The organism is Gemmatimonadales bacterium (genome assembly GCA_036500345.1).
Classification (GTDB): Bacteria; Gemmatimonadota; Gemmatimonadetes; order Gemmatimonadales; family GWC2-71-9; genus Palsa-1233.
In genome coordinates, this window is sequence record DASYCE010000029.1 from 1 (window position 1) to 26,471 (window position 26,471).

A 26,471-nucleotide genomic window follows, 5' to 3' on the forward strand; every position below is an offset into this window, starting at 1 on the left:
GGGCGGTGAGCTCCTGATACCGCGCCGGATCGACGTTGCCGCCGGTGCAGACCAGCGCCGTCGGTCCATCCACCACATACTGGCCGGAGAGTACCGCTGCGGTGGTGGCCGATCCCGATGGCTCGACGCGGAGGTCGTGCTCGCCGAGCCAGCGCATCGCGTCACGAAGCTGGTCGTCGGTGACGCCGATCACGCGGCTCACGGTGGCGCGTATGATCGGAAAGGTCAGCGCGCCGACCGACTTGGTGAGCAGGCCGTCGGCGAGACTGGCGCCATCGCTCAGGGTGGTCGGCCGGTCGGCCGACATCGCCGCCGAGAGCTTGGGAATCGCCGCAGGCTCGACGGCGATCACCCGGACATTGGCCTGAGCGGCGCGCACCGCGGAGCAGACACCCGCGAGCAGGCCGCCGCCGCCGATCGGTACCAGGATGGTGCGGACATCGGGCCACTGGTCGAGGAGCTCGAGGCCGAGCGTTCCCTGGCCTGCGATCACATCCGGGTGATCGAACGGCGGAATCATCACGAGCCCATCCTCGGCGACGAAGCGTTCCGCCTCAGCCGTCTGTTCGGGACCGCGCGTCTTTCCCTTGAGCACGACCTGGGCGCCGAGCCTGCGAACGCCGTCGACCTTCACGGCGGGTGCCGATTCCGGCATCACCACCACGGCGCGGATGCCGAGGCGTTGCGCGGCGAACGCGACACCGAGACCGTGGTTGCCGCTTGATGAGGTCACGACGCCGCGACTGCGCGCGTCGGGGTCGAGCCGGCGCAGCGCGGTCCATGCGCCACGGATCTTGAAGGCGCCGATCGGCTGCAGGTTCTCGGCCTTGAGCCGCACGTCATGTGGCGGTGCCAACGGGAGCGGAATGAGCGGCGTGCGCTCGGCGACGCCAGCGAGACCGGCGCGCGCTTCCTGCAGGTTGGCGAGATCGATCCGGGTCACGCCTCCGCCGCCGGCGTTTCCTCGCCCGCTTCCTCCTCGAGACCGTCGCCCTCTTCCTTCTGCACCCGGGCGACGTCGACGATCTCGTCGCCCGCGTCGAGGTTCATCAACTTGACGCCCTGGGTGTTGCGCCCGCTCACACGGATCCCCTCGACCGGGCAGCGGATGATGACACCGCCCTTGGTGATCATCATCAGTTCGTCCTCGGGGAGGACGTCCTTGAGCGCGATCAGCTTGCCGGTCTTCTCGGTCTGCTGCATCGTGATGATCCCCTTGCCGCCGCGCCTCTGCACGCGGTAGTCCGCGAGGGCGCTGCGCTTGCCGATGCCGCGCTCGCTCACCACCAGCAGTTCGGCGCGCTCCTTCACCACGACCATGCCGATCACCCGGTCACCGTCGTCGAGTTCGATCCCCTTGACGCCGCCCGTGGCGCGGCCCATTTCGCGTGCGTCGGTCTCGTGAAAGCGGATGCTCATGCCGAACGACGTGGCGAGCACGATGTCGTCGTTGCCGCGCGTCTTCTGCACGTCGATCAGCTCGTCGTCCGCGTCGATGTTGATGGCGTTGATCCCGACGCTGCGGACGTTGCCATACGCCGACATCACCGTCTTCTTCACCGTGCCGTTGCGCGTGACGAACATCAGCCACTCGTCGTCTCCGAATTTCCGGACCGGGACCAGCGCCGCCACCCGCTCACCCTCGCGGATGTTGATGCAGTTGACCACCGGCTTGCCGCGCGCGGCGCGCCCGCCCTGCGGAATCTCGTGCACCTTGAGCCAGTACACGGTGCCGCGGTCGGAGAAGAACATCAGGTAGTCGTGCGTCGACGCGATGAAGAGGTGCTCGACCCAGTCGAGTTCCTTGGTCTCCATCCCGGTGAGGCCGCGGCCGCCGCGCCGCTGGCGGCGATAGGTGGTGACCGGGATCCGCTTGATGTAGCCGGTGTGCGAGATGGTGATCACCATGTCTTCTTCGGCGATCAGGTCCTCGACCGAGAACTCGGCCTGGTCCTTGAGGATCTCGGTGCGGCGCTCGTCGCCGAAGGTGGTGGCGAGGTCGCTGATCTCGTCGACCAGGATCTTCATCCGCTTGGGGCGTGAGTCGAGGATGCTCTGCAGCTCCGCGATCGCGGTGCGTACTTCGGCGAGCTCGGCCTCGAGCTTGTCGATCTCGAGCCCCGTGAGCTTGGCGAGCCGCATGTTGAGGATGGCGTCGGACTGCACCTCGCTCAGCCCGAACCGCGCCCGCAGCGCCGCGTCGGCGGTCGGGGTGTCGGGCGATCCGCGGATGATCCTGATCACTTCGTCGATGTTGTCGACGGCGATCTTGAGCCCTTCGAGGATATGCTCGCGCTTCTTCGCCTCGGCGAGATCGAACTCGGTCCGGCGGACGATGATGGTGTGCCGGTGGTCGATGAAGTGCCGCAGCATCTCCTTGAGCGGCATGACCTTGGGCGCGCCGTTCACCAGCGCGAGGTTGATCACGCCGAAGGTGCTCTGCATCGCGGTGTGCTTGTACAGCTGGTTGAGCACCACCTGCGCGATCGCATCACGCTTGAGCTCCACCACCAGCCGCATCCCCTCGCGATCCGACTCGTCGCGGACGCCGCTGATCCCTTCGACGCGCTTCTCCATCGCCAGTTCCGCGATGGCGGTGTGCAGCGTCGCCTTGTTCACCTGATAGGGAATCTCGGTGATGATCAGCGCGTTCTTGCCGGTGCGCTCGTTCTCCTCGATCCGCACCCGCGCGCGCATGACGACGCGGCCGCGACCGGTTTCGTACGCCTCGCGGATCCCCGCTTCGCCGTAGATGTACGCGCCGGTGGGGAAGTCCGGTCCCTTGATGTACTGGAGCAGGTCGTCGGTGGTGAGATCGGGGTTCTGGACCAGCGCGGCGATCGCGCCGGCCACTTCACGCAGGTTGTGCGGCGGGATGTTGGTCGCCATGCCGACCGCGATGCCGCTCGATCCGTTGACGAGCAGATTCGGCAGCCGCGACGGCAGGACCGAAGGTTCCTCGCGCTGGTCATCGAAATTGGGGACGAAATCGACGGTGTTCTTGTCGATATCGGCGAGCATCTCGAGTGCAATGCGCGTGAGCCGCGATTCGGTGTATCGATACGCCGCCGCGGGATCACCATCGACCGAGCCGAAATTGCCCTGTCCATCGACCAGTGGATAGCGGAGCGAGAATTCCTGCACCATGCGCACTAGCGCGTCGTACACCGACTGGTCGCCGTGCGGATGGTATTTGCCGAGGACATCGCCCACGACCGTCGCGGATTTCTTGAAGGCGCGATTGGGAAGGAGCCCGAGCTCGTTCATCGCGTAGAGGATGCGCCGGTGCACCGGCTTGAGCCCGTCGCGCACATCGGGAAGTGCGCGCGATACGATGACGCTCATCGAGTAATTGATGAACGACTGCTGCAACTCCTCTTCGATCAGGCGCGGAACGATCCGTTCGCGAGAATTTGGCGCGGTCATCGGGGTCCGGATTGAGGGGGTACGGTCGCCGTCTCGATGCCGCGACCGGAAACGGCGAAATATACCGGAATCACCCGAGGGTTACAAGTCGAACCCGTTCGCGCAAGTGCTTGAAAATGAAGAGGTTAGCCGGTCAGCGCCGACGGCGGTGGCGCGTTACGGTGCCGGCTCGACGACGACCGGATGGGCGCGATGCGACCGCCGGTGCGCCATCCGCTGTTTCAGCCCGTCGAAGAAGACGTAAACGACCGGTGTCACGAACAGGGTAATCAGCTGAGATACCGCGAGGCCGCCCACGACCGCCACGCCGAGGGGCCGGCGCGATTCGGCACCCGCACCGCTGCCGAGCGCGATCGGCAAAGTTCCCATCAGCGCGGCCATCGTGGTCATCATGATCGGCCGGAATCGGACCATGCACGCTTCGTGGATCGCGGCGCGCGCCGATTTCCCTTCCTTCCGCTCCGCCTCGACGGCGAAGTCGATCATCATGATGGCGTTCTTCTTCACCAGGCCGATCAGCATGATGATGCCGACGAAGGCATAGACGCTGAGCTCCATGTGGAAGACCATCAGCGCCAGCAGCGCGCCGAACCCGGCGAACGGCAACCCCGAGAAGATCGTGAGCGGGTGGATGAAGCTCTCGTACAGCACGCCGAGGACGATGTAGATCACGACGATCGCGAGCACCAGCAGGATGGCGAGTCCGTGCTGGGCATCCTGGAAGGCCTGCGCCGTGCCGGCCGGCTGCGCGGTGATCCCGGTCGGGAGGATCTGCGCCGAGACCCGCTGGACCTCTTCGAGTGCCGGACCGATCGACACTCCCGGCCCGAGATCGAACGAAATGGTGACCGCGGGGAGCTGGCTCGAGTGGTTCACGGTGAGCGGGCCCACCGCCTCCGACACCTTGGCCAGCGCGGTGAACGGGACAAGCTGGCCGTTGCCGCCCTGCACCGAGATCAGCGACATCGCGCCGAGATCGCGCTGGTACTGGGGGAGGAGCTCCATCACGACCCAGTACTGGTTGGTGCTGGTGTAGATCGTCGACACCTGACGGGCGCCATAGGCGTCGTAGAGCGCGTTCTCGACCTGCTGCATCGTGACGCCGACGGCGGATGCGCGATCGCGATCGACGGAGAGCTGGATTTCCGGATTCTTGATCTGCAGGTCGCTGGTGACGCCGCGGAGATCCTTCATCTGCTCCATCCGCGCCTGCAGTTCCTGCGACGCCTTGTACAACGCAGGAATGTCGGAACCCTGCAGCGTGTACTGGTAGAGGCTCTTGGACAGCCTGCCGCCGATGTTGATCACCGGCGGATTCTGGACGAAGGCCCGCAGTCCGGGGATCTGCGACAGCTTCGCCTGCAGCTCGCGGGCGACGTCGTCGGCCGTTTCCTTGCGCTGGTCGCGTGGGGCAAGCCGGACGATGAAGCGTCCCTGGTTGGTGGTGTTGCCGCCGCCGCCGGTGCCGAGGGACGACATGAACCCGGCGACATTCGAATCACTGAGCACCATCTGATTCGCCTCGACCTGGTGCCGATACATCCCGTCGAACGAGGTCCCCTCGGATGTTTCCGTCGTGACGCGCAGCTGGCCCTGGTCCTCCGAGGGGATGAATCCCTTCGGTACGGCGCGCGCGAGCCAGATCGTCGCGAGGAGGATCACCGCCGAGAGGGCGTAGATCGGTCGCGGATGATCGAGCACCAGCCGGAGGCCGCGATCGTAGCCGTGCAGCGCCCGTTCGTAGATCCCCTCCGTGATGCGGAAGAGCGGGGCGAGCGCTCCGCGTCCCTCGTCGGCGTGGCCGACGCGGAGGAATCGCGAGCAGAGCATCGGTGTGAGCGTCAGCGACACGAATCCGGAGACCAGGATCGCCGCACCGATGGTGACGGCAAATTCATGGAACAGCCGGCCGATCAGCCCGCCGAGGAAGAGCACCGGAATGAAGACCGCGACCAGCGACATCGTCATCGACAGGATGGTGAAGCCGATCTCGGCCGACCCGGTATACGCCGCGTCGCGCGGGTTCTCGCCCATTTCCGTGTGGCGGACGATGTTCTCGAGCATCACGATGGCGTCGTCGACGACGAAGCCGACCGACAGCGTGAGCGCCATGAGCGAGAGATTATCGAGCGAATAGCCGAGGAGGTACATCACCGCGAAGGTGCCGACCAGCGACATCGGCAGCGCAAGCGACGGAATGATCGTCGCCGACACGTTGCGCAGGAAGAGGAAGATCACCAGCACGACGAGGAAGAGCGTCAGGTAGAGGGTGAATTTGACGTCCTTCACCGACGCGTCGATCGACTCGGACCGGTCGTAGATCGTGGTCACCTTGACGGAGGCTGGCAGCGACCTGGTCATCTGCGCCATCTCGTCGCGGACCGCCTGCGCCACCGCGATGGTGTTGGTGCCGGGCTGGCGCTGGATGCCGAGGACCACGCCGCGCGAATTGTTGAACCAGGCCGCCGCCTTGGTGTCCTGCACGCTGTCGACGACGTTGCCCAGGTCGCCGAGCCGGACGGGACGGCCGTCGCGCCACGCGACGATCAGCGGCCGGTACGCGGCCGCGTTGAGCAGCTGCCCCTGCGCGTCGAGCGAGTACGCCTTGTCACTTCCCCATAGCGTCCCGGTCGGAAGGTCGACGTTGCCGTTGTTCACCGCGTCGAAGACCTGGTCGATCCCGATCTTGCGCGCCGCGAGCGCCTGCGGATCGAGCTGGATCCGCACCGCGTACTTCTGCGATCCGTAGACCTGCACCTGCGCCACGCCGGAGACAGTCGACAGCTGCTGCGCGATTTCGTTCTCACCGTATTCGTCGACGGTCGAGAGGGGCAACGTCGATGAGGTGAGGGAGTACAGGATGATCGACGACGCCGACGGGTCGACCTTGCGATAGGACGGCGGCAGCAGCGTCGTGGGAAGGGTACGCGACGCCTGCGTCATTGCCGCCTGCACGTCGGCGGCCGCCGCGTCGATATTGCGATTGAGATCGAACTGCAGGGTGATCGACGTGGTGCCGAGGAGCGACGACGAGGTCATCGACGCGAGGCCGGCGATCGTCGAGAACTGTTTCTCCAGCGGCGTCGCGACGGCGGACGCCATCGTTTCGGGTGATGCCCCCGGCAGCGACGCGGTGACCGAGATGGTCGGATAGTCGACGCTGGGCAGGTCGGCGACCGGCAGCCCGCGGTACGACGCGATCCCGAAGATCAGGATCCCGCCCATGATGAGCGTGGTCATCACCGGCCGGGAAATCCATGGTGACGAGAGGCTCTTCGTCCGGCTCTTTACCCGTCCTCCGCCCTGGTCACCGGCCGGTGCGGCGGTTCCATGCCGGTCGTCACGATCGCTCATGGCGACGGCTTTCTCCGCGGAGCAGCGGTCGTGGCTGCCGACCCCTTGGCCGGTTGCGGATCGGCGGCAGCTGCAGCGGTCGTGCCAGCAGTCGTGTCGGCGCCCGTGTTCGCCGCCGGGGCCCGGATGCTCACGCGCGAACTGTCGGTCAGGCGAAGCTGGCCGTCGGTTACCACCGTCTGGCCAACGGAGACACCTCCCTCGAGCACCGAGAGCGTGTCCGAACTTCGGGCGACGGTGACCTTCACCGGGTGCGCGCGCTTGTCGGCGTCGACGACCCAGATCACGCTGCCGGTCTGGCTGTTCTGGACCGCCGCGGTCGGCACGACGAGCGCGTTGTGCATCACGTCGAGCTGCAGTGAGACGGCGTCGAGGCCGCCGGGCCAGAGCGTGCGATCCGTGTTGGGAAAGATTGCCTTGAGCAGCACGGTGCCGGTGAGCGAATCGACGTTGTTGTCGAGGAAGGTCAGCTTGCCGTGCTCGACGTGCGCCGAGTCACCGACCGGCCGCGCCTCGACGATGAGGCCGCTGTCCGCGCGACGGCGCACCGCGTCGAACATCGCCGCCGGGACCGGAAAGCGGACCATGATCGGCGAGATCTGGTTGATCACCACCAGCGTCTGTCCGGCGCCCCCGCGGACCTGGTTCCCTTCCTTCACGAGGACCGATCCGGCGCGGCCATCGATCGGCGCGCGAATCGTGGCGTATTGCAGGTTGAGGCGAGCCTGCGCGATCGCCGCGCTGTCGGTGCGCAGTGTCCCCACCAGGGCGTCGGCCTGCGCGCGAGTCTGGTCGAGCTGCTGCTGCGTGACGTAGTCCTTCGACGCCAGCGCCTGGTACCGCGTCACGTCGTGCTGGGCGCTCACCCAGCTGGCGTTGTCGCGGGCCAGCGCACCCTGCGCCTGGTCGAGTGCCACGTCGAAGGTCCGCGGATCGATCTCGAAGAGCACCTGACCCTCGTGGACCTCGTCACCTTCCTTGAATCGGACATGCTGCAGCAATCCGCTCACCTGCGCCTGCACCTCGGCGGTCTGGATCGGCTCCACCGTCCCGGTCGCCGCGATCATCCGCGGGACGTCGGCCTGGCGTACCTGCGTGACCGACACCGGTACCGGCGGGGTCGGTGCCGCGGTCCTGGTATGACACGCGGCGAGGCACAGCGCGGGAAGGACGAACCGGAACGGACGGGGCACGCGACTCATCGATTGTTGCCTGGCGAGGATGGTTGGCCGGGAGCGAGTCGCAACGCTGTCGCCCCGCTCGGCTGGAGCAGACCTGCGTCGTGTGCGAGCTGCACCAGCGAGGTGTGCCACTGGACTCGTGATTGAATCCGCTGTCCCCGGGCGTTGGCAAGCGAATTCTCGGCGGTCAGAAGTTCGAGGAGCGAGCCGACGCCCTCGCGATACCGTGCGCGCGCCGCGTCGACTGCATCACTCGCGCTCGCATAAAGCTGCTCGGAGGTTGCGACGCTCTGGGTGGCGGTTCGCAGCGCCTGATAGCTCTGGTACACCTCGAGCGCGACCTGCTGTTCCATGGTACGGAGGCGCGCCGCTTCCGCATCCGCGGTCAGCGCTGCCGCCTCGGCGGCGTATTGCCAGCCGAGACCATTGAAGACCGGGATCGAAAGCGCGAGGCCGAGATTGTATGACGGGAAATTGCCGGAGCGCCCGGCGACCCACACCGTGCCGCTGGTGCCGGTCGCGCTGAGTGATGGGAGATATTGCGAGCGGGTTTCGCGCGCCTGCGCCTGCCGCAGGTCGACCTGCGCCCGTTCAGCCGCGAGATCGGGGCGCTGGAGCAGCCCCTGCTGCATCAGCGAGTCGACCGTCGCCGCGATCGGGGCAACCGGCGCGCTCGCGTCGGTCGTGTCGACATCGAATCTCGCATTGGGCGGCATGCCGATCAGCGTGGCGAGTGCGCCGCGCGCACTATCGAGCGCGCCGTCCGCCTGCTGCAGCGCCAGCTCGGCCTGCGAGACCGCGGTGCGCGCCTGCAGCACGTCGGAGATCGTTGCCACACCGACACTGCGCCGTTCCTCGGTCGCGGCAAGGTTCACCTGCGTTTCCGAGAGGTTGATCCGCTGCGCGTCGCGAAGGCCGAGAGCACCGACATAGGCGAAGTAGCCCTGGGTCGTCCGGCGCACGACGTCGGACACCATCGCGTTGTGGGTCCAGTCCGCCGAGTACATCCCCTGTCGTGCGGCGTCGATCGCGCCGGCGCGCCCACCGAAATCAAGGAGGAGCCAGTCGAGCGAGAGGGTCGGCCCGTACGTCGTCTGCTGCACCGAGACCCGGCCGCCGGTCGAGGCGGTCTTCAACTGGTTCACACTGAGATCCCCGGTGATCTCGGGGAAGAAACTCGAGCGCGCCTCACCGTAGCTTGCCGACGCGGCCCGCGCGGCGAGCCACGTGGCGCGTGTCTCCGGACTCCGTTCCAACGCGAGATTGACGAGATCGGTCGTGGTGAGCGCCGTGCGGCGGCTCTCCATCGCCGCGGGGAGTGAATCGGCCGGGAGACGGCTTTCGCCGGCTTCTCGCGCGGCGGAAGCGGGCGGCGTCCACGCCGCGCCCGCATGCGGCGCTGACGGGCCCGCCCCTCCGGAGCCGGGGAGGGGCGGATAGCACGCCGAGACAAGGGCCATCATCGCGATCGAACTCGCGAACAGGGGAGCTTTCAGAAGTCCGGAACCTCCAGCAGCCGGCGAAGACCTGCCGTGCGTGTCTGCTACGTGGCCGCACTCGCGAACGTTGACCGCGAAAACCCTCTCACATCCGAGGGCGGATACAGGATAGTTCACCCCTGCAGCAACGCAAGGAACGGAAGAGTACGGGGCGTCACGATCTGGTGAGCGCGTCCGCTGCCGGCTCAATGGCCGCGGCGGTCGATCCGGAAGATGCGAACGCGGGGAACGTCGTTGTCATCGATGTCGGCGACGGCAACGCGGTCGCCGGACCAGCTCACGTAGCTTGCCGCACGAAATGGGGAGGGGACGATCCCGAGGAACGCGCCATTGCGATCGACGACGGCGAAGCCGGTGATCGGCGTGAAATAGCTGCCGAGCATGATCCAGAAGTCGCCGCGGTCATCGGTTCCGATTTCGCGCCAGAGCGGATAGGTGCGCGGCAGGTCGGACTCGTGTGCAACGGCGCGCAGCGCTTCGTTATGGTCGGTGTACAGGTGAAACAGCGAATCGCGGTTCACTGCCGGCACCGGTCGTGGTACGAGTCCGCTGATGCGAATGATCAGCGTGGTGTCCCGTCCATCCGATGATCGCAACCACTCGGCACGGTCGGTCGCGCCGTAGATCATCGAGCCGTCCTGCTGGAACGCCATCGTCGTTTGCCCGGCGAACGGCACGCGGAACACAGCTTCTCCATGTTCGCTGTGCACGGTCCATTGCAGTGGCGGCGCGGCGACCGGCGACGGAATGGTGTCGGCGGAACCGCCACCAAGCGGGACTCTGGCCCAGTGACTGGTGAACGCGCCGCGGAGGTTGGTGGTGACATGGAGTATGGCGCGCCCTCGCTGGTCAACCGCAACGGGAAAACCATCGCAGCAGGGCGCACGCATCGTCCGGATCAGGCGTCCATCGATCGTGAACACGGTGATCCGAGCCAGATGTATGTCGTCGACCACGATCGTATCGCGCAGCAAACCAACTTCATTCCTCCGAAATTCGCCGGGACCTTCGCCGTCGCGGCCGATCTTGCGAACCAGGGCGCCGTGCACGTCGTACACGTTGATTCCGGGTGTCTTCGAATCCCATTCCACCAGGCGCCCATCGCCGAGCAGAGAGATTCCCGCGGGATGCTCCAGCATTCCGGGCGAGTCGTCAGCAGGCTGAATCGTCCGTTCGTACGTGAGCTTCCATCCGTTGGTATCGCTCCACGACGTCGGCCCGGGATTCGTCACCCGCACGATGTGATGGTCGACTGTATCGCGCACCGGCTTCGCCAGCCGCTGCGCGGCGAGCCCGTGCGTCGCGCCAAGCACCAGTGCCCACGCTGCGATCCGCCTCACTGGTGACTCCGATCGATGGGAATGATTCGCACTGCGGGCCGCATCGGTCACCTCGCAGGCTGTCCGCTATCTTTGTCGCGCGATCTCAACCGGACCCGGCATGCACCACACCGCACTCGACTCCCGACACCGCGCTCTCAACGCCCGCATGATCCCGTTCGCCGGATGGGAGATGCCGGTGCAGTATGCCGGCCTGGTCGAGGAGCATAACGCCGTTCGCAAGGCGGCGGGGCTCTTCGACCTCTCCCACATGGGCGAGCTGTACCTCACCGGCAGCGGTGCAGGGGCGGCGCTCGACTTCGCCCTCGTCACCGCGCCGGGAAAACTGGCGGTGGGCCGGGCGCACTACTCGATGATCTGCGCTGCCGACGGGGGTGTCATCGACGATCTCATCGTCTATCGCCTGGGTGACGCGCGGTACCTGGTGGTCGCCAACGCCTCCAACGCCGATGCCGTTGCCGCGGCGCTCCGTGAGCGGATCACCGGATTCGACGCGCGGCTCGACGATGCGTCGATGCGGACCTCGCTGGTGGCGATCCAGGGGCCGCGCGCCGCCGGAATCCTGCAACCATTTACCGAATTCGATCTCGCCACGCTCAAGTATTACGCGGGCATCGAGATCACGGCGTGTGGCGTCCCCGCGCTCCTCGCCCGGACCGGTTACACCGGCGAAGACGGTTTCGAGCTCTTTGTCGGTTGGGACGACGGCGTCACCGTCTGGGACTCGCTGCTCGACGCCGGGAGATCTGCCGGACTGATTCCCGTCGGACTTGGTGCGCGCGACACCCTGCGCCTCGAAGCCGGGATGCCGTTGTATGGCCAGGAGCTCGGTCGCGACACCACGCCGTTCGAGGCCAACCTCGGCCGCGTCGTGAAGTTCGACAAGAGCGGCGATTTCGTGGGCCGGAGCGCGCTGGAACGCGTCAAGGACACGCCGCGCAAGACGCTCGTCGGGATGCGGATCACCGGTCGAGGGATCGCCCGGACCGGCTATCCCGTCTATCTTCCCGCCGCGCCGGAACCGTGCGGGACGATCACCAGTGGAACGGCATCTCCCACGCTCGGCGTCGCCATCGCGATGGGGTATGTCCCGGTCGGTCAGGGCCACCCAGGCAACACCCTCGAGGTGGGAATCCGGAACCAGCGCGCCACGGCCGAGATCGTGCCGCTGCCGTTCTATCGACGTTCGACCTGAGGCCTGGGAGGCGCCCGGTGGACATCCCCGAGAAGCTCAAATATTCGGTCGAGCACGAATGGCTCGCCGTCGACGGCAAGAACGGCACGGTCGGGATCACCGCCTTCGCGGTCGAGCAGATCGGGGACATCGTCTTCGTCGAACTTCCCGCCGTCGGCACGACGATCGAAGCGACCAAGGCGTTCGGCGTGATCGAGTCGGTCAAGGCCGTGAGCGAACTCTTCGCGCCGGCATCGGGGAAGGTGATCGCCATCAACGACACGCTGGCGGACGCACCGGAAACCGTCGCAAGCGACTGCTACGGCGCAGGCTGGCTGATCAAGATCGAACTGAGCAATCCCAACGACGTCAACGCGCTCAAGGATGCAGAGAATTATCGCGCCATGATCGCGAGCCTCTAGACCAGACCGAGCGTGACACCCTCCAACGCATTCGCGGCGCGCCACATCGGGCCCCGCGCCGACGACATCGAGTCCATGCTCGGTGTGCTCGGGTATCCGTCCCTCGACACGTTCATTGACGCGATCATTCCGGAGTCGATCCGCCTCCGCCGGGCACTTGCCCTTCCGCCCGGGAAGAGCGAAGCCGACGTGCTTGCCATGACGCGCGCACTCGCGGACGAGAACCAGGTCTTCCGGTCGTATCTCGGTCAGGGATACAGCAATACCCTCGTGCCGACGGTGATCCAGCGGAACATCCTCGAGAATCCCGGGTGGTACACCGCGTACACGCCGTATCAGGCCGAGATCGCGCAGGGGCGGCTGGAAGCGCTGTTGAATTTCCAGACGATGGTGAGCGACCTCACCGCGCTGCCGATCGCCAACGCGTCGCTGCTCGACGAGGGGACCGCCGCGGCGGAGGCGATGGCGATGACCCTCGCCGTGGTGAAGCATGGCGAGACGCCGGTCTATCTCGTCGACGCGAACTGCCATCCGCAGACGATTGCCGTGGTGCGCACCCGGGCCGAGGCGCGCGGCGTGATGATCGAAGTCGGCGACCCCGCGACGTTCGACTTCGCTGGTGGTGATGCGCCAGCTGCGATCGGATGCCTGCTGCAGTACCCCGCGACCGACGGCGGAATTCACGACTGGCGTGCCGTGTGCGAACGCGCCCACGCGGCGGGCGCGCTGGTGACGGTGGCAACCGACCTCCTCGCACTCGCCGTGCTCACGCCGCCGGGAGAATGGGGCGCGGATGTTGCGGTCGGGAATTCGCAGCGCTTCGGCGTCCCGCTCGGATACGGCGGTCCGCACGCCGCGTTCTTCGCGACGCGCGAGGAGTTCAAACGACACATTCCGGGACGGATCATCGGCCTCTCGCGTGACGCCACCGGCAAGCCGGCATTGCGGATGGCGCTGCAGACGCGCGAACAGCACATCCGTCGCGACAAGGCGACGAGCAATGTCTGCACGGCACAGGTGCTGCTCGCGGTCATGGCGTCGATGTACGCCGTGTATCACGGTCCCGACGGGATCCGCGCGATCGCCGAGCAGGTTCACGGGCGGGTCCGGCAACTCGTCGACGCACTGGGAACCCTCGGGATTCGCACCGACCACGATCACGTCTTCGACACGGTCGTGGTGACGCTCGAAGCGGCGGTGCGCGAGCGCGTCATCGCCGCGGGGGTCGAACGCCGGATCAATCTCCGCCGCCTCGACCTCAATCGGGTCGCTGTCTCATTCGATGAGACAGTGACCGAGCGCGATGTCGCCGACGTCGTGGCGTGCTTCGCCGGTGATCGCGAAGTGACGCTGCCGGAACCGGCGACGGCATCCGCTGCGGCGATGTTCGGGGCATTCGCGCGCACGTCGGCGTACCTGACCCACCCGGTCTTCCACCGCCATCGCTCGGAAACCGAGATGCTGCGCTACATGCGCGGCCTCGAGGCCAAGGATCTGTCGCTCACGGCGGCGATGATTCCCCTCGGCTCGTGCACCATGAAACTCAACGCCACGACCGAGATGATCCCGGTGAGCTGGCCGGAGTTCGGCGCGATGCATCCGTTCGTGCCGGTGACGCAGGCGGCGGGATACGCCGAGCTGTTCCGCCGCCTCGAAGCAGACCTCTGCGAGATCACCGGTTTTGCCGCGGTGTCGCTCCAGCCGAACGCCGGGTCGCAGGGCGAGTACGCCGGGCTCCTCGCGATCCGCGCCTACCATCATGCGCGCGGCGAACAGCATCGCACCGTCTGCCTGATCCCGATCAGCGCCCACGGGACCAATCCGGCGAGCGCGGTGATGGCCGGGATGCGCGTGGTGGTCGTCGCGTCCGATGCGCGCGGCAACATCGATGTCGAGGATCTCCGCGCCAAGGCGGAAGCGAACGCCGACAATCTCGCGGCGCTAATGGTGACCTATCCGTCGACCCACGGCGTATTTGAAGGATCGATCGCCGAGATCTGCCGGATCGTGCATGCGAACGGCGGACAGGTGTACATGGACGGCGCCAACATGAACGCGCAGGTCGGCCTCTGCCGCCCGGGCGACATCGGCGCCGACGTCTGCCATCTGAATCTGCACAAGACGTTCTGTATTCCTCACGGCGGCGGCGGCCCGGGGATGGGTCCGATCGGCGTGGCCGCGCACCTCGCGCCGTTCCTTCCCGACCATCCCGCCGTCGATCTCGGTCACGGACAGAGCGCGGGGACGGTGTCGTCGGGGCCGTGGGGATCGCCGAGCATCCTGCCGATCTCGTGGATCTACATCCAGTTGATGGGCGCCGAAGGGCTCACCGAGGCGACGAGGGTCGCGATTCTCTCGGCCAATTACATCGCGCGCCGGCTCGCCGGTGCGTACGACCTCCTCTACTCGGGGTCGCACGGGCTGATTGCGCACGAATGCATTCTCGACACCCGGCCGTTCAAGGAGAGTGCCGGCGTCGACGTCGAGGATATCGCCAAGCGGCTGATCGATTTCGGATTCCATCCGCCGACGGTGTCGTTCCCGGTGCCGGGGACGTTGATGGTCGAACCGACCGAGTCGGAGCCGAAGGAAGAGCTCGACCGGTTCATCGATGCGCTGCTGGCGATACGCGAAGAGATCCGCGCGGTCGAGCGCGGCGACGTCCCGCGCGACAACAACGTCCTCAAGCACGCGCCGCACACCATCGAGCAGGTGGCCGCCGACCAGTGGGATCATCCCTACTCGCGCGAGTCGGCGGCGTTCCCGGCTCCGGGCCTGCGGGACCGCAAGGTGTGGCCCACCGTCTCGCGGATCGACAACGCGTTCGGCGACCGCAACCTGGTGTGCACCTGCCCGCCACTCGAGGATTACGTCTAGCCGTTCCGCGCGATAGCTTCATCGATCCCCTTCGCTTTCCCCATTTTCCAACGCTGGAGGGTCACATGTTCGACGACGCCACCACCGGGGTCCCGCGCCGCGGATTCATTGGCAGTGTTGCCGCCGCCGCGGTCGGCCTCGGGATGACCGGGTTGACGGCAGATCGCGCCGCGGGGGAGAGTGTCGCATCGCGGGTCGCCGACGCCAAGCTCGAAGCGTGGTTCGGCAAGCTGACCGGGAAGCACCGCGTGGTCCTCGACGCACCGGCGGTCAACAGCGGGATGCCGATGGTATGGCCGCGCGTCTTCCTGATGACGACCGACGCGACGTATCCCGGTGAGGGAAGCAGCGCGATGGTGATCTGTCGTCATGAAGGACTGCCGCTGGCGCTCCAGGACAGCATCTGGGCCAAGTACCATCTCGGCGAGATGTTCAACGTGAAGGATGGCGCGGCGCCGGCGACCCGGAATCCGTTCGCCAACATCACCAACCTGCCGCTCCCCAATCTTGGCACGTCCAACATGCTCAAGACCGGCGTCCTCGTCGGCGCATGCGACGTGGCGATCACCGTGTACAGCGGCGCCGCCGCGGCGAAGATGAAACTCGATCCTGCCGCCGTGAAGCGGGAGTGGGTCGCCGGCCTGTACCCGGGAGTGCAGATCGTGCCGTCGGGTGTCATGGCGGTCGCACGAGCGCAGCAGTTCAACACCCAGTACATCTTCGCCGGTTGACCGATTGACGAGGTGAGGGGCCGCTCGGTCCCTCACCTCCGTTGTTCGCGCTCACACCACGCTTCGCAAGCGCCTGCCAGCCCAGGGGACCAATGACCGATCAATTCTTGCCGCGGCCGCTTTCCCGTCGCGCGTTCGTGGAACAGGGCGCGGCGGCGGCGGCGATCGCGCTGCGGCCTCGCGGCATCACCGCGTTTCAGCGCGCCGGCGACGATTTTTCGATCGCGACCGAAGGGATCGACGCACACTGGACCGTCGCCGGAGGTTCCTTTCGCGTCGTGAAGCTCGTCGACCGGATCGGCAACCGCGCCCTCACGCCGGCACCCGATCCATTTGTCCTCCGGCTCCACGACGGTTCGACGATCGCAGCCTCGGCGATGAGGATCGCGGCCGGCCCTCGACCGCTCCGGCTGGCGGCCGACCACCACGCCTCCCGCCGCGCGGAACAGGGCGGCGGTCGTGCCATCGAGCTCGACCTGGTGCACGAACCAACCGGTCTCCATGTGACCTGGCGGGCGATCGCCCGCGACCGGTCGGGGTACCTGCGCCAGGAGGCGACGCTCACGGCAACGGCGGCACCGGTGCCGATCGCCGAGATTATCCTGGTCGACGCGGAAAGCAGTGGCGTCGCCATCGTCGGCACGGTGAAAGGATCTCCGGTCGTCGCCGGTAACCTCTTTCTCGGGTTTGAGCATCCCCTTTCGACGCACGAGGTAACGGGAAACCGCGCCACCGGATCGCTCCCGCGCGAGCTTCCGCTTCGTCCGGGGACCGCTTTCACCGTGTCGTCGGTCATCGGTACCACCGCTACCGGCCAGCTGCGTCGCGATTTTCTCGGGTATCTCGAACGTGAGCGCGCCCATCCGTACCGTACCTTCCTGCACTACAACTCATGGTACGACCTCGGCTACTTCACCAAGTACGATGAAACCGGCGCGCTCGACGTGATCCATCGCTTCGGCGAGGAGCTGCATCGCAAGCGCGGCGTGACGCTGAGTTCGTTTCTCTTTGATGATGGCTGGGACGACGCGACGACCCTCTGGCATTTCAATGCCGGGTTCCCGCACGGGTTCGCGAACGTGCGGCGCGCGGCACAGCAATACGGCGCAGCCCCCGGCGTCTGGCTGTCGCCGTGGGGCGGATACGGCGACCCGCGCAAGCAGCGGATCCAGTATGGCAAGGCGCAGGGATACGAAACGAACGCCGGCGGCTTCGCGCTCTCCGGGCCGAAGTACTACCAGCTGTTCCACGACACCTGCGTCGACTTCATCCGCACCTACGGGATCAACCAGTTCAAGTTCGACGGCACCGGCAACGCATCGCGCGTCGTTCCGGGGAGCGCGTTCGACAGCGATTTCGACGCGATGATCTCGCTGATCGGCGATCTGCGCCGAGTCGAGCCCGATCTGTACGTGAATCTGACCACCGGGACGTATCCGTCACCGTTCTGGCTCCGGCATTGCGACTCGATCTGGCGCGGCGGCGAGGACGATGATGTCGCCGGGGTGGGACCAGACCGCGAGCGATGGATCACTTACCGCGACGGCGACACCTACGCCGGCATCGTGAAGAAGGGGCCGCTCTATCCATTGAATTCGCTGATGCTGCACGGGATGATCTACGCCAAGCACAACCGGCGGCTCACCGTCGATCCCGACCATCGGTTCCGCAACGAGATCCGGTCGTACTTCGGAACCGGCACGCAGCTCCAGGAGATGTACATCACGCCATCGCTGCTCTCCACCGACAACTGGGACGACCTCGCAGAGGGCGCCAACTGGTCGCGCCGCAACGCCGGCTCACTGGTCGATACCCATTGGGTCGGCGGTGATCCGGTGAAACTCGAGCCGTACGGCTGGGCGTCGTGGTCACCGTCGAGTGCCACGCTGGTGCTCCGCAATCCCGGCGACGCCGCGAAATCGATCGACATCGATGTCGGTGCAGCGTTCGAACTTCCGGAACATGCGCGCGGGAAGTATCGCTTGTCGGTGCCGTGGCGCAGCGCACGCGGGACGTCGCCGATCACGGTCGCCGCGGGGTCGTCGCACACCTTCCGCCTCGAGCCGTTCGAGGTGCTCACCTTCGAGGCAAACCCCGCCTAGCGGGATGCGACGCGCCTCGGACGTTCGAACGAGTATCCGCCTGGTTGTCGCGCGGCTGATCATCCCGGCGATCCTGGGCGCGCAGGGCGTTGCGTTCTCGCCGGGAATGACGATCACGCACTCGGTTCGCATCCGTCCCGGGCGATACGACGCGCCCGCTGGCGACTCCGCCGCGATTACCGTGCGCGGGTCCGACGTTACGGTCGACCTCACGGGCGTCGAACTCGTCGGCGACAGCGACCGGGCCGCGCCGGATCGCTTTACCGGCACGGCGATCCGGGTCGACGGCGGACGGAATATCGTGATCACGGGGGTGCGGGCGCGCGGCTACAAGGTGGGGATCATTGCGCGCCATGTGACCAGGCTGTCACTCCTCGACAACGACCTGTCGTACAACTGGAGGCCGCGGCTCTACAGCGGGATCGAAAAGGAGTCGCTGATCGACTGGCTCGACTATCACAACAACGAGCACGATGAGTGGCTGCGATACGGCGCGGGGATCTATCTCGACGACATCACGATCGGCGAGATCAAGGGAAACAGCGTCACGCATGGAATGGACGGCCTGATGGTCGTGCGGTCGACGGGGATCAGGATCTGGAACAACACCTTCTCATACAACTCCGGCGTCGGCTTGGGCCTCTACCGCGCGTCCCACAACTACATCATGCACAACCGCATCGACTGGAACGTGCGAGGCTATGCCGACGGCTTCTACAATCGCGGGCAGGATTCCGGCGGCCTGCTGATCTACGAACAGAGCAGCAACAATGTGGTCGCCTACAACTCGGTCACCCATTCGGGGGATGGGCTGTTCCTCTGGGCGGGACAATCAACGATGGACACCGGCCAGGGGGGTTGCAACGACAATCTCTTCTACGCCAATGACTTCTCGTACGCGCCAACCAACGGGATGGAAGCGACCTTCTCCCGCAATGCGTTCGTCGCCAATCGAGTCGACGGCAACTGGCACGGACTGTGGGGCGGATATTCGTACGGTTCAGTCGTGCTGGGAAACCACTTTGACGGCAACGGCGAAGCGATCGCGATCGAGCACGGTCAGGACAACGAGATCACCGGCAACACATTCTCCGGCGACACGACCGGCGTGCATCTCTGGTGGAACCGGATCGAGCCGTCGGACTGGGGCTATCCGAAGCATCGCGACACGCATTCCCGCGACTACACGATCAGCGACAACCGCTTTGCCGGCGAGCGGGTCGCGATGCGAGTCGACAACACCCAGCAAGTGCACGCCGCGGGAAATTTCTTCCGCACCGTCGACACTATTGTCCGCGCCAGCGGCGACACGACAGCGTGGCGCTTCGCGACGGCAGTCCGGCCGCGACCCCAGCCGGCAATTCCGGCTCGCTATCGTGTCGCCCGGCTCCCCGGGGGTACCGACGCCATCACGCCGCCGGCACAGCGGCGTGGACGATCGGCGATCATCATTGACGAATGGGGACCATACGACTGGAAGAGCCCGAGGCTCTGGCCGCTGGGCCGGGACGACGGACCGACTGTGACGCTCAAGGTGCTTGGGCCGCCAGGACGATGGCGCGTCGTTTCGCGCGAAGGGATCGCATCGTTGTCGGCCGACAGCGGAACGATGACGCAGACGATCATGGTGACGCCGATGCCGGGACGCGAAGGAGACGTCGATCTGGAGCTCGAGTATCACGGCGGGCCCGTGATGACGGCGTTCGGCGAGCGGATCGCCGCCGGGAAGGCGATACGCTTTGGATGGCGCCGTTTCGCTCCGGCGGCCCGTTGGCATCTCGACTTCGTGCCGTTCGATTCGACCCGGACGTCGCGCAGTGATTCGGCTGCAATCAGCAAAGCATTCGCCCAGGCTCCCATTGCGTCACTCGACACCAACCGCCTCGACCTGACCTGGTACGCGCCGCCGTCGAAGGCGATCCGGCAATCCGACGTGCTGACCCGCGCGACCGCGTCGATCGACCTCGCGCCAGGGCGCTACCTGCTTCGCACCATCGCGGACGACGCCGTTCGCGTCTACATCGACGACCGGCTCGTCCTCGATGATTGGACACCCGGCGAATCGCATCTCAAGGAGGTTCCGTTCGTGGCGACCGGCACGCATCGCTTCCGCGTCGAGCATCTTCAACTCGATGGCTGGTATGAACTCCGGCTCGACATCGATCGGATGCCGCAATGACGCGACCGCTCGTCATCGGCATCGTGGGCGGATCGGGCTCGGGAAAGACGACGGTGGTCCGCGCGATCGTCGAAGCGGCCGGCGTCAGCGCATCAGTGCTCGACCAGGACGGCTACTACCATGATCTGTCGCATCTTGCGCTCGACGAGCGGCGCCAGGTCAACTTCGACCATCCCGATTCGATCGATGCAGCACTGCTGGCAGAGCACCTGGAGCGGCTGGTGCGGGGTGAGGCGATCGAGAAGCCGGTCTACGACTTTGCTGCGCATACCCGCGCGCCGGAACGCGTGCTGGTCGAGGCGAATCCGATCATCGTGGTGGACGGGATTCTCCTCTTTGCCGACCGCCGGCTTCGCGATCTCTTCGACATCAAGATCTATGTCGACGTCGCCGATGATATCCGGTTCATCCGCCGGCTCGAACGTGACGTGATCGACCGCGGCCGATCGATGGCCGATGTGGTGCGCCAGTATCTCGCCACGGTGCGGCCGATGCATCTCGAATTCGTCGAACCGTCGAAGCGCCACGCAGACATCATTCTCCCCGGTGGAGGGCACAACCGGATCGCGATCGAGATGATCGTGGCGCGGGTCCATTCTGAACTGCAACGGCGCACGTCCCACGGTGCGTGACCTTCAAGCCGCAGTCGCAGCGGCATCCGCACTCAAGAGTCAGCGGACCCGATGGATTACGCGATTTGCGCCGTCACCCACAGGCGAACTCCATCTCGGCCATGTCGTGCACGCGCAGTGGGTATGGGGGATCGCCGCCGCGGTCGAGGCGGTCGTGCTGATCCGGAGCGAGGACCACGACCGCAGCCGGAGCAGTGCCGAGTTCGAGGGAGCGATTCTTGAGGACCTCGCATGGCTCGGATTTGAAGGCGACGTACGGTCACGAACCTCGCTCGATCGCCATCCATCGCCGTTCCGTCAGAGTGACCATCCCGAGCGCTACGCCGCCGCGCTCGTTCGGCTCCAGTCGGTCACCGACGTCTACCAGTGCCGCTGCACCCGCGCCGCGATGCCGCTGACTTCCGCCGGCGAGCGCCGCTACCCGGGGACGTGCCGTGGGACGCCGCTGGACGGTCGCGGCGACGCAGTCATCCGCGCCAGGATTCCGGACGGGGAGGTCGAGATCGACGATCTGGTGCTCGGCCCGCTGGGGCAGCACCCGCAGGATGATCTCGGTGATGTTGCGATCCGCGATGCGCGTGGCCAATGGACCTATCAATTCTGTGTCGTGGTCGACGATCTGCACGACGACGTCAATCTCATCATTCGCGGTGAGGATCTTGCCGCGTCAACGGGAAGACAACAGCTTCTCGCGCGGCTGCTCGGCGCGGTGACGCCACCGGTGATGGCGCATCACCCGCTCGTGCTGGCGCTGGATGGTCGAAAGTTGAGCAAGCGGGATCGAAGCAAGACGGTGCGGGCGATGCGCGCCGGGGGAATGACCCGCGACGACATCCTCAATGCGGCGTCGACGGCGCTCCGTAGACCATCCGGTACACCGACTGATTCCGGATGATGGCCCGCACGTAGTCGCGCGTCTCGACGAAGGGAATCCGCTCCACGAACAGTTCCGGATCGTCAATCGGATCGTGGACGTGGTCGGCGCTTCGCCGCTGGCCGGTGAGCGGCGCGATCGTCCAGCTGTTCACCCGGCTCTCGCCCGCGTTGTACGCTGCCAGCGACCGCTCGACCTCGGGATACCGTCGCAGTGCCGCAGCGAAGTGATGAATGCCGAAGACGAGGTTGATCGGCGCGATCCAGAGGAGCGCGGGATCGAAATCGGGAAAGCCGAGCGCCCTGGCGAGATCCCGTCCGGTGGAAGGCTGCACCTGCATCAGGCCGCGCGCGTCGGTGCGCGACGTGGCGTGCGGCTCGAATCCCGATTCCTGGCGGATCACCGACGCGACCAGTAGCGGATCGACCGATTCGGACGCCGCCGTCTGCCGCAAGGATTCCGCGAACGGCAGCGGGTAGATCAGCTGCCAGAGCGTCGCATCCTTCGGTGCGCCGGCGCTCGCGGCGCGGCTCCCCAGCTGTGCTGCGCGCGCCATGAACCCATGTGCGAGGAACGCCTCGCCGGTACGCTCCGCGTCGGTGCCGCGCGCATCGCCGGAGAGTCGATCGCGCTCGAACCGCGCTTCCATGTCGAGGCCGAGGGCGTCGAGCCGGGCAGCGCGCGCAAAGACGCCATTGAGTGAGTCCGGAGGGATCGCTGGTGGAGTCGTGATCACGGGCCACGGGATCGTGTCGAGCCGGGCCGCGGCGCGCACCGCGTAGTAACTCTCCGGTCCGCGAGGGAGAAGCTCGCGCCACGCCTGACGTGCACCCGCCGTGTCGCCGATCTGCCAGCGTGCCCGCCCCAGCCAGTAGCGCGAGGCATCCGTTTCCTGCGGCACCGCGTGCACGTCGAGGGCGTGACTGAGTTCACGGATGGCAACGCCGGCGTCGCCCCGCTCCAGGGCGATGAGCGCCGCCGTCAGAATCGCGTGCGAGCGCTGCGAGCTGCTGGGATATCGCGTCGCGAGGCGGAGGTAATCGGCGCGCGCCGAATCGACTTCGCCGGCGTCGATCGCGAGATCGGCGAGAAGGTACAATGCAATCGATGCCGCGGAAGTATCGCCAGGATACTGCCGGACCACCTGGTGCAGCGCGTGTTCGGCGGGGTCCAGCTGATTGGCGCGCAGCAGCGCCCGGGCGCGGAAGTACGCCGCTTCGCCGGCGTACGCCGGGTCGTGCACCGCGGCAAAGACTTCGGCCGCATCAGGCCAGCGTGACACCGCGCCGAGGGCGGTCCCCAGCATGACGCGGTCCTTGTCGGCCAGCGGGAGTTCGACGGCAGCGCGCGAGAACTGGTCGACGGCGTCCTGCGGTCGATTGACCGCGGCGGCCCGGCGCGCGACCGCAAGGCGGTCGTCGCGAACCATCGGCGGATTGACCTGGTCGATCAGGTCGAGTGCGTCCCGTGATTCGGCGCTGTTCGAGCTGGCCCGCAGCAGTTGCGCCAGCCCGGCGCCGATCGCGGCTTTCGCCGAGTCGGTGGTGGCGCCGCGCCACTCGACCTTGAATCCCGCCACATGCGCTCCGAGGGCGTTGTAGCGCGCCGCAGCGCCGTCAAAGTCGTCGTCGCGGTCGTGCGCGAGCGCTTCGGTCCACGGAATTCGCGGGAGCGCCGCCGGGAGTGCGACCGATGCATACAGTGCGGCGCGTCCGGCGGAATCCGCCGTCACGCCCGCGGCACGTAGCGCCAGCCAGTCGGCAAGATCGGGGAGCAACGCCATGGCGCGCCGATAGGTCGTCGCCGCACTGTCGAGCTGGTCGAGCCGGTCATATGCGCGGGCCAGATCGACGAGCCGGTGCGCCTGTTCCTCGTTGTCGCGGCTGCCGTCGACGACGGCGGCGGCCAGTGCGTCATCGAGAGCGTCGGCGTTGCGCGCCTGGGCAAGATCCGCATCGGTGAGCAGGCGCCGGCCGAGACGATCGAACTGGGCATCGAGCCACGTCTCATGTTCGAGGAGCGACCGGACGGTCTGCCAGCCCTCCCACGCCGCGGCGGACCGGGCGGCAAGCAGGACGACGTCGGGTGTTCGCGTGGCGGGAACGGCGAGGAGTGGTGCGAGAATCTGGTTGGCGCGCCACGGTTGTCCTGCGGCAAGCGCCGAATCTGCCGAGGCGTACGGCGTCTGCGCCGCACCTCGTGCCGCGGCGATAACGACGAACCATCCGGCGAGCAATCGGCGCATCCGGAAACTTATCTGCACTCGATTGCATTGCATCGTGCTAGACCGAGAGCTGTTCGGCCCGTTCGGGATGGAATTCACCTTCCCACCGCGCCATGACCACCGCGGCGAGGCAGTTGCCCAGCAGGTTGATCGACGTCCGGGCCATGTCCATCAATGCATCGACGCCAAGGATGACGGCGACCCCTTCGAGCGGCAGGCCGAACGATGCGAGGGTTCCCGAGAGGATGACCAGCGCCGCGCGCGGCACGGCGGCAACGCCCTTCGACGTCAGCATCAGCGTCAGCAGCATCAGCAGCTGCGTGCCGATCGGCATGGCGACTCCCGCCGCCTGCGCCACGAACACCGATGCCACGGCGAGATAGAGCGTCGATCCGTCGAGATTGAACGAGTAGCCCGCCGGCAGGACAAACGCGACGATCCGCTTGGGGACGCCCATCTTCTCGATGTTTTCCATCGCGAGCGGAAGTGCCGCTTCCGACGACGCAGTGGAGAAGGCGATGAGGTAGGGCTCGCGAACGTGCTTCCAGAAGAGCCCCAGCGGTATGCGAAAGATGAAGGTGACCGGGACCAGTGCCACAAGCACAAAGACCAGCAGCGCGCCGTACAGCGTCAGCACCAGCACGCCAAGGTTGCGCAGGACGCCGAGTCCGCTGTGACCCACCGTGACGGCCACCGCGGCGCCGATCCCGATCGGGGCAAACTTCATCACGATCTCGGTGAACTTGAACATCACCTGCGTCAGTGAATCGCAGAACGAAAGCATCACGTCGCGCGGCTTGCCGACCACCCGGCTCAGCGCGGCGCCGAAGATCACCGTGAACACGACGATCTGGAGCACCTCGTTCTTCGCCGCGCTGTCGAAGAACGACGTCGGCACGGCGTGAGTGAGGACGCCGGCGAAGGTCACCTTGGTCTGCGCCAGCTGTTGTCCGGCGGTTCCGGCGCCGGTGAGCGCCACACCGACCCCGGGCTTGATGAGATTGACCATCACCAGCCCGACGATCAGTGCGATGGTGGTGATGATCTCGAAATAGATGATCGAGCGGAGCGCCAGCTTGCCCACCCGCGAGAGATCATCGCCGTGCCCGGCGATGCCGACCACCAGGGCGCCGAAGATCAACGGGACCACGATGCACTTGATCAGTGCGAGGAAGATCGTCGAGAACGGGCCGAGAATCTGTGCCATGTCCACGTCGGGCCAGTAGGCGTGATTGAGCCAGCCGATCACCACGCCCACGATCATCGACACGACGATCCATGAGGTCAGTGAGACCTTTCGCATTGTGGTTCCTTCGTGGAGGTGGACCGGGTGCGAGGCCGGTCAGGCCGCGAGCGCGCCAGCCTTCTGCTTGACGCGATCGACCAGCGCATTCCAGCTGTCGGAGAACTTGCTCACGCCGTCCTCTTCGAGGAAGGCCGTCCGCTCCGCCAGCGGTGCCACGCCGAGTTTCTCGTAACCGGCCAGGAGCGCCTCGGCCTCGATCTCGCTCTGCGGCGTGATCCGGACCTCGGGCTTGCCGTGGTCGTTGTAGGCACGGAAGGTGTCGGGCGGCAACGTATTCACGGTGTCGGGCGCGATCAGCGCCTCGGCATAGAAGATGTCGGAGAGTGATTTGTCCTTGGTGCTCGTCGACGCCCAGAGGGGGCGCTGCGCCTTGGCTCCGTGCGATGCGATCGCCTGCCAGCGCGGATGCATCAGCGACTGGCCGAAGACTGCATACGCCACGCGCGCATTCGCGATCGCCATCTGATGCAGGAACCGCTTGCCGCGATCACCGGCCTTGGCAAGGGCGGGGTCGGTCTGGCCATCCACCCGGCTCACGAAGAAGCTCGCGACCGAATAGACGGTAGCGACCGGGAGACCGAGCTTGATGCGCCGCTCCAACCCCGAAAGGAATGCCTCGATCACCTGCTTGTACCGATCGACGCTGAAGAGGAGAGTGATGTTGATGTTGATGCCGTCGGCGAGGCATTGCTCGATTGCCGGCAACCCCGCTGCGGTGCCGGGGATCTTCACCATCAGATTCGGCCGGTCGACCAGCTTCCACAGCCGGTGCGCCGCTTCGATCGTTCCCTCGGTGTCGTGCGCCAGCTTGGGCGACACCTCGATGGACACCGTGCCGTCTCCGTGCCCGCTGTGCTCATACACCGGGCGAAACACGTCGCACGCCGCCTTCACATCCTTGACCATCAGCGCTTCGACGATCGCCTCCGGTGATTCTCCGGCGCGACTGAGCGTACGGATGTCGTCATCGTAGTCGCCGCTGCCCGCGACCGCCTTCTCGAAGATCGTCGGGTTCGACGTCATCCCGCGCAGCGAATCCTGGGTCACCAGCCGCGCAAGTTCGCCGGACTGGATCAGGTCACGCGTGACGAAATCGTACCAGATGCTCTGGCCAAGCTCGGTGAGCTGCTGCAGTGGTTGCGCCATCGCG

At 66.3% G+C, this 26,471-nt stretch carries 17 protein-coding genes; 8 read left to right on the top strand and 9 right to left on the bottom strand.

The features are described 5' to 3' along the window. From VGM20_12965 to VGM20_12990, 6 genes are all read right to left on the bottom strand, one after another. Positions 1-943, bottom strand: a 943-nt coding sequence (locus VGM20_12965) for a threonine/serine dehydratase (protein ID HEY4101777.1), incomplete at its 3' end; no start/stop codon positions are given. Further along, the gene (gyrA, locus tag VGM20_12970) at positions 940-3,426 is read right to left on the bottom strand and encodes a DNA gyrase subunit A (protein ID HEY4101778.1); all 2,487 of its coding nucleotides are present in this window, start codon (positions 3,424-3,426) and stop codon (positions 940-942) included. The genes gyrA and VGM20_12965, both read right to left, overlap by 4 nt. Positions 3,427-3,582: 156 nt before the next feature. Next, the gene (locus tag VGM20_12975; protein ID HEY4101779.1) at positions 3,583-6,780 is read right to left on the bottom strand and encodes an efflux RND transporter permease subunit; all 3,198 of its coding nucleotides are present in this window, start codon (positions 6,778-6,780) and stop codon (positions 3,583-3,585) included. Continuing rightward, on the bottom strand, positions 6,777-7,973 hold the full coding sequence (locus tag VGM20_12980) for an efflux RND transporter periplasmic adaptor subunit (GenBank protein HEY4101780.1): 1,197 nt from the start codon (positions 7,971-7,973) through the stop codon (positions 6,777-6,779). Before VGM20_12980 ends, VGM20_12975 begins: the two co-directional genes overlap by 4 nt. A gap of 5 nt (positions 7,974-7,978) precedes the next feature. Continuing rightward, positions 7,979-9,424: a TolC family protein gene (locus tag VGM20_12985; GenBank protein ID HEY4101781.1), complete on the bottom strand. Its 1,446-nt coding sequence runs from the start codon at positions 9,422-9,424 to the stop codon at positions 7,979-7,981. 221 nt (positions 9,425-9,645) lie between these two features. Beyond that, positions 9,646-10,800 carry a hypothetical protein gene (locus tag VGM20_12990; protein HEY4101782.1) on the bottom strand — a complete coding sequence of 385 codons (1,155 nt, stop codon included), beginning with the start codon at positions 10,798-10,800 and terminating at the stop codon, positions 9,646-9,648. A gap of 100 nt (positions 10,801-10,900) precedes the next feature. Here VGM20_12990 and gcvT point away from each other — a divergent pair, with 100 nt between their 5' ends. The 8 genes from gcvT to VGM20_13030 all read left to right on the top strand — a co-directional run bounded on the left by gcvT (position 10,901) and on the right by VGM20_13030 (position 21,812). Continuing rightward, positions 10,901-11,995, top strand: coding sequence for a glycine cleavage system aminomethyltransferase GcvT (gene gcvT, locus VGM20_12995; protein ID HEY4101783.1), 1,095 nt, complete (start codon positions 10,901-10,903; stop codon positions 11,993-11,995). 17 nt (positions 11,996-12,012) lie between these two features. Next, complete coding sequence (gene gcvH, locus VGM20_13000; protein ID HEY4101784.1) at positions 12,013-12,396, top strand: glycine cleavage system protein GcvH; 384 nt, start codon at positions 12,013-12,015, stop codon at positions 12,394-12,396. A gap of 12 nt (positions 12,397-12,408) precedes the next feature. Continuing rightward, positions 12,409-15,273: an aminomethyl-transferring glycine dehydrogenase gene (gcvP, locus tag VGM20_13005; protein ID HEY4101785.1), complete on the top strand. Its 2,865-nt coding sequence runs from the start codon at positions 12,409-12,411 to the stop codon at positions 15,271-15,273. Positions 15,274-15,338: 65 nt separating this feature from the next. After that, complete coding sequence (locus VGM20_13010) at positions 15,339-16,004, top strand: hypothetical protein (GenBank protein HEY4101786.1); 666 nt, start codon at positions 15,339-15,341, stop codon at positions 16,002-16,004. 92 nt (positions 16,005-16,096) lie between these two features. Further along, positions 16,097-18,106, top strand: coding sequence for an enterotoxin (locus tag VGM20_13015; GenBank protein ID HEY4101787.1), 2,010 nt, complete (start codon positions 16,097-16,099; stop codon positions 18,104-18,106). A gap of 4 nt (positions 18,107-18,110) precedes the next feature. After that, positions 18,111-20,285 carry a NosD domain-containing protein gene (locus tag VGM20_13020; protein ID HEY4101788.1) on the top strand — a complete coding sequence of 725 codons (2,175 nt, stop codon included), beginning with the start codon at positions 18,111-18,113 and terminating at the stop codon, positions 20,283-20,285. Next, positions 20,282-20,917 (top strand): uridine kinase, encoded by a 636-nt coding sequence (gene udk / locus VGM20_13025; protein HEY4101789.1) that lies wholly within the window; start codon positions 20,282-20,284, stop codon positions 20,915-20,917. The genes VGM20_13020 and udk overlap by 4 nt, the downstream gene beginning before the upstream one ends. Next, positions 20,910-21,812 (top strand): glutamate--tRNA ligase family protein, encoded by a 903-nt coding sequence (locus tag VGM20_13030; GenBank protein ID HEY4101790.1) that lies wholly within the window; start codon positions 20,910-20,912, stop codon positions 21,810-21,812. The genes udk and VGM20_13030 overlap by 8 nt, the downstream gene beginning before the upstream one ends. On the opposite strand, the gene VGM20_13035 is transcribed toward VGM20_13030, so the two are convergent. The 3 genes from VGM20_13035 to tal are packed head-to-tail and all read right to left on the bottom strand — an operon-like array spanning position 21,754 to position 26,467. Continuing rightward, positions 21,754-24,036 carry a transglycosylase SLT domain-containing protein gene (locus VGM20_13035; GenBank protein ID HEY4101791.1) on the bottom strand — a complete coding sequence of 761 codons (2,283 nt, stop codon included), beginning with the start codon at positions 24,034-24,036 and terminating at the stop codon, positions 21,754-21,756. The genes VGM20_13030 and VGM20_13035 overlap by 59 nt on opposite strands. A 37-nt stretch (positions 24,037-24,073) precedes the next feature. Next, positions 24,074-25,318: a dicarboxylate/amino acid:cation symporter gene (locus tag VGM20_13040; protein ID HEY4101792.1), complete on the bottom strand. Its 1,245-nt coding sequence runs from the start codon at positions 25,316-25,318 to the stop codon at positions 24,074-24,076. 39 nt (positions 25,319-25,357) lie between these two features. Next, on the bottom strand, positions 25,358-26,467 hold the full coding sequence (gene tal / locus VGM20_13045) for a transaldolase (protein HEY4101793.1): 1,110 nt from the start codon (positions 26,465-26,467) through the stop codon (positions 25,358-25,360). Positions 26,468-26,471: the final 4 nt, after the last annotated feature.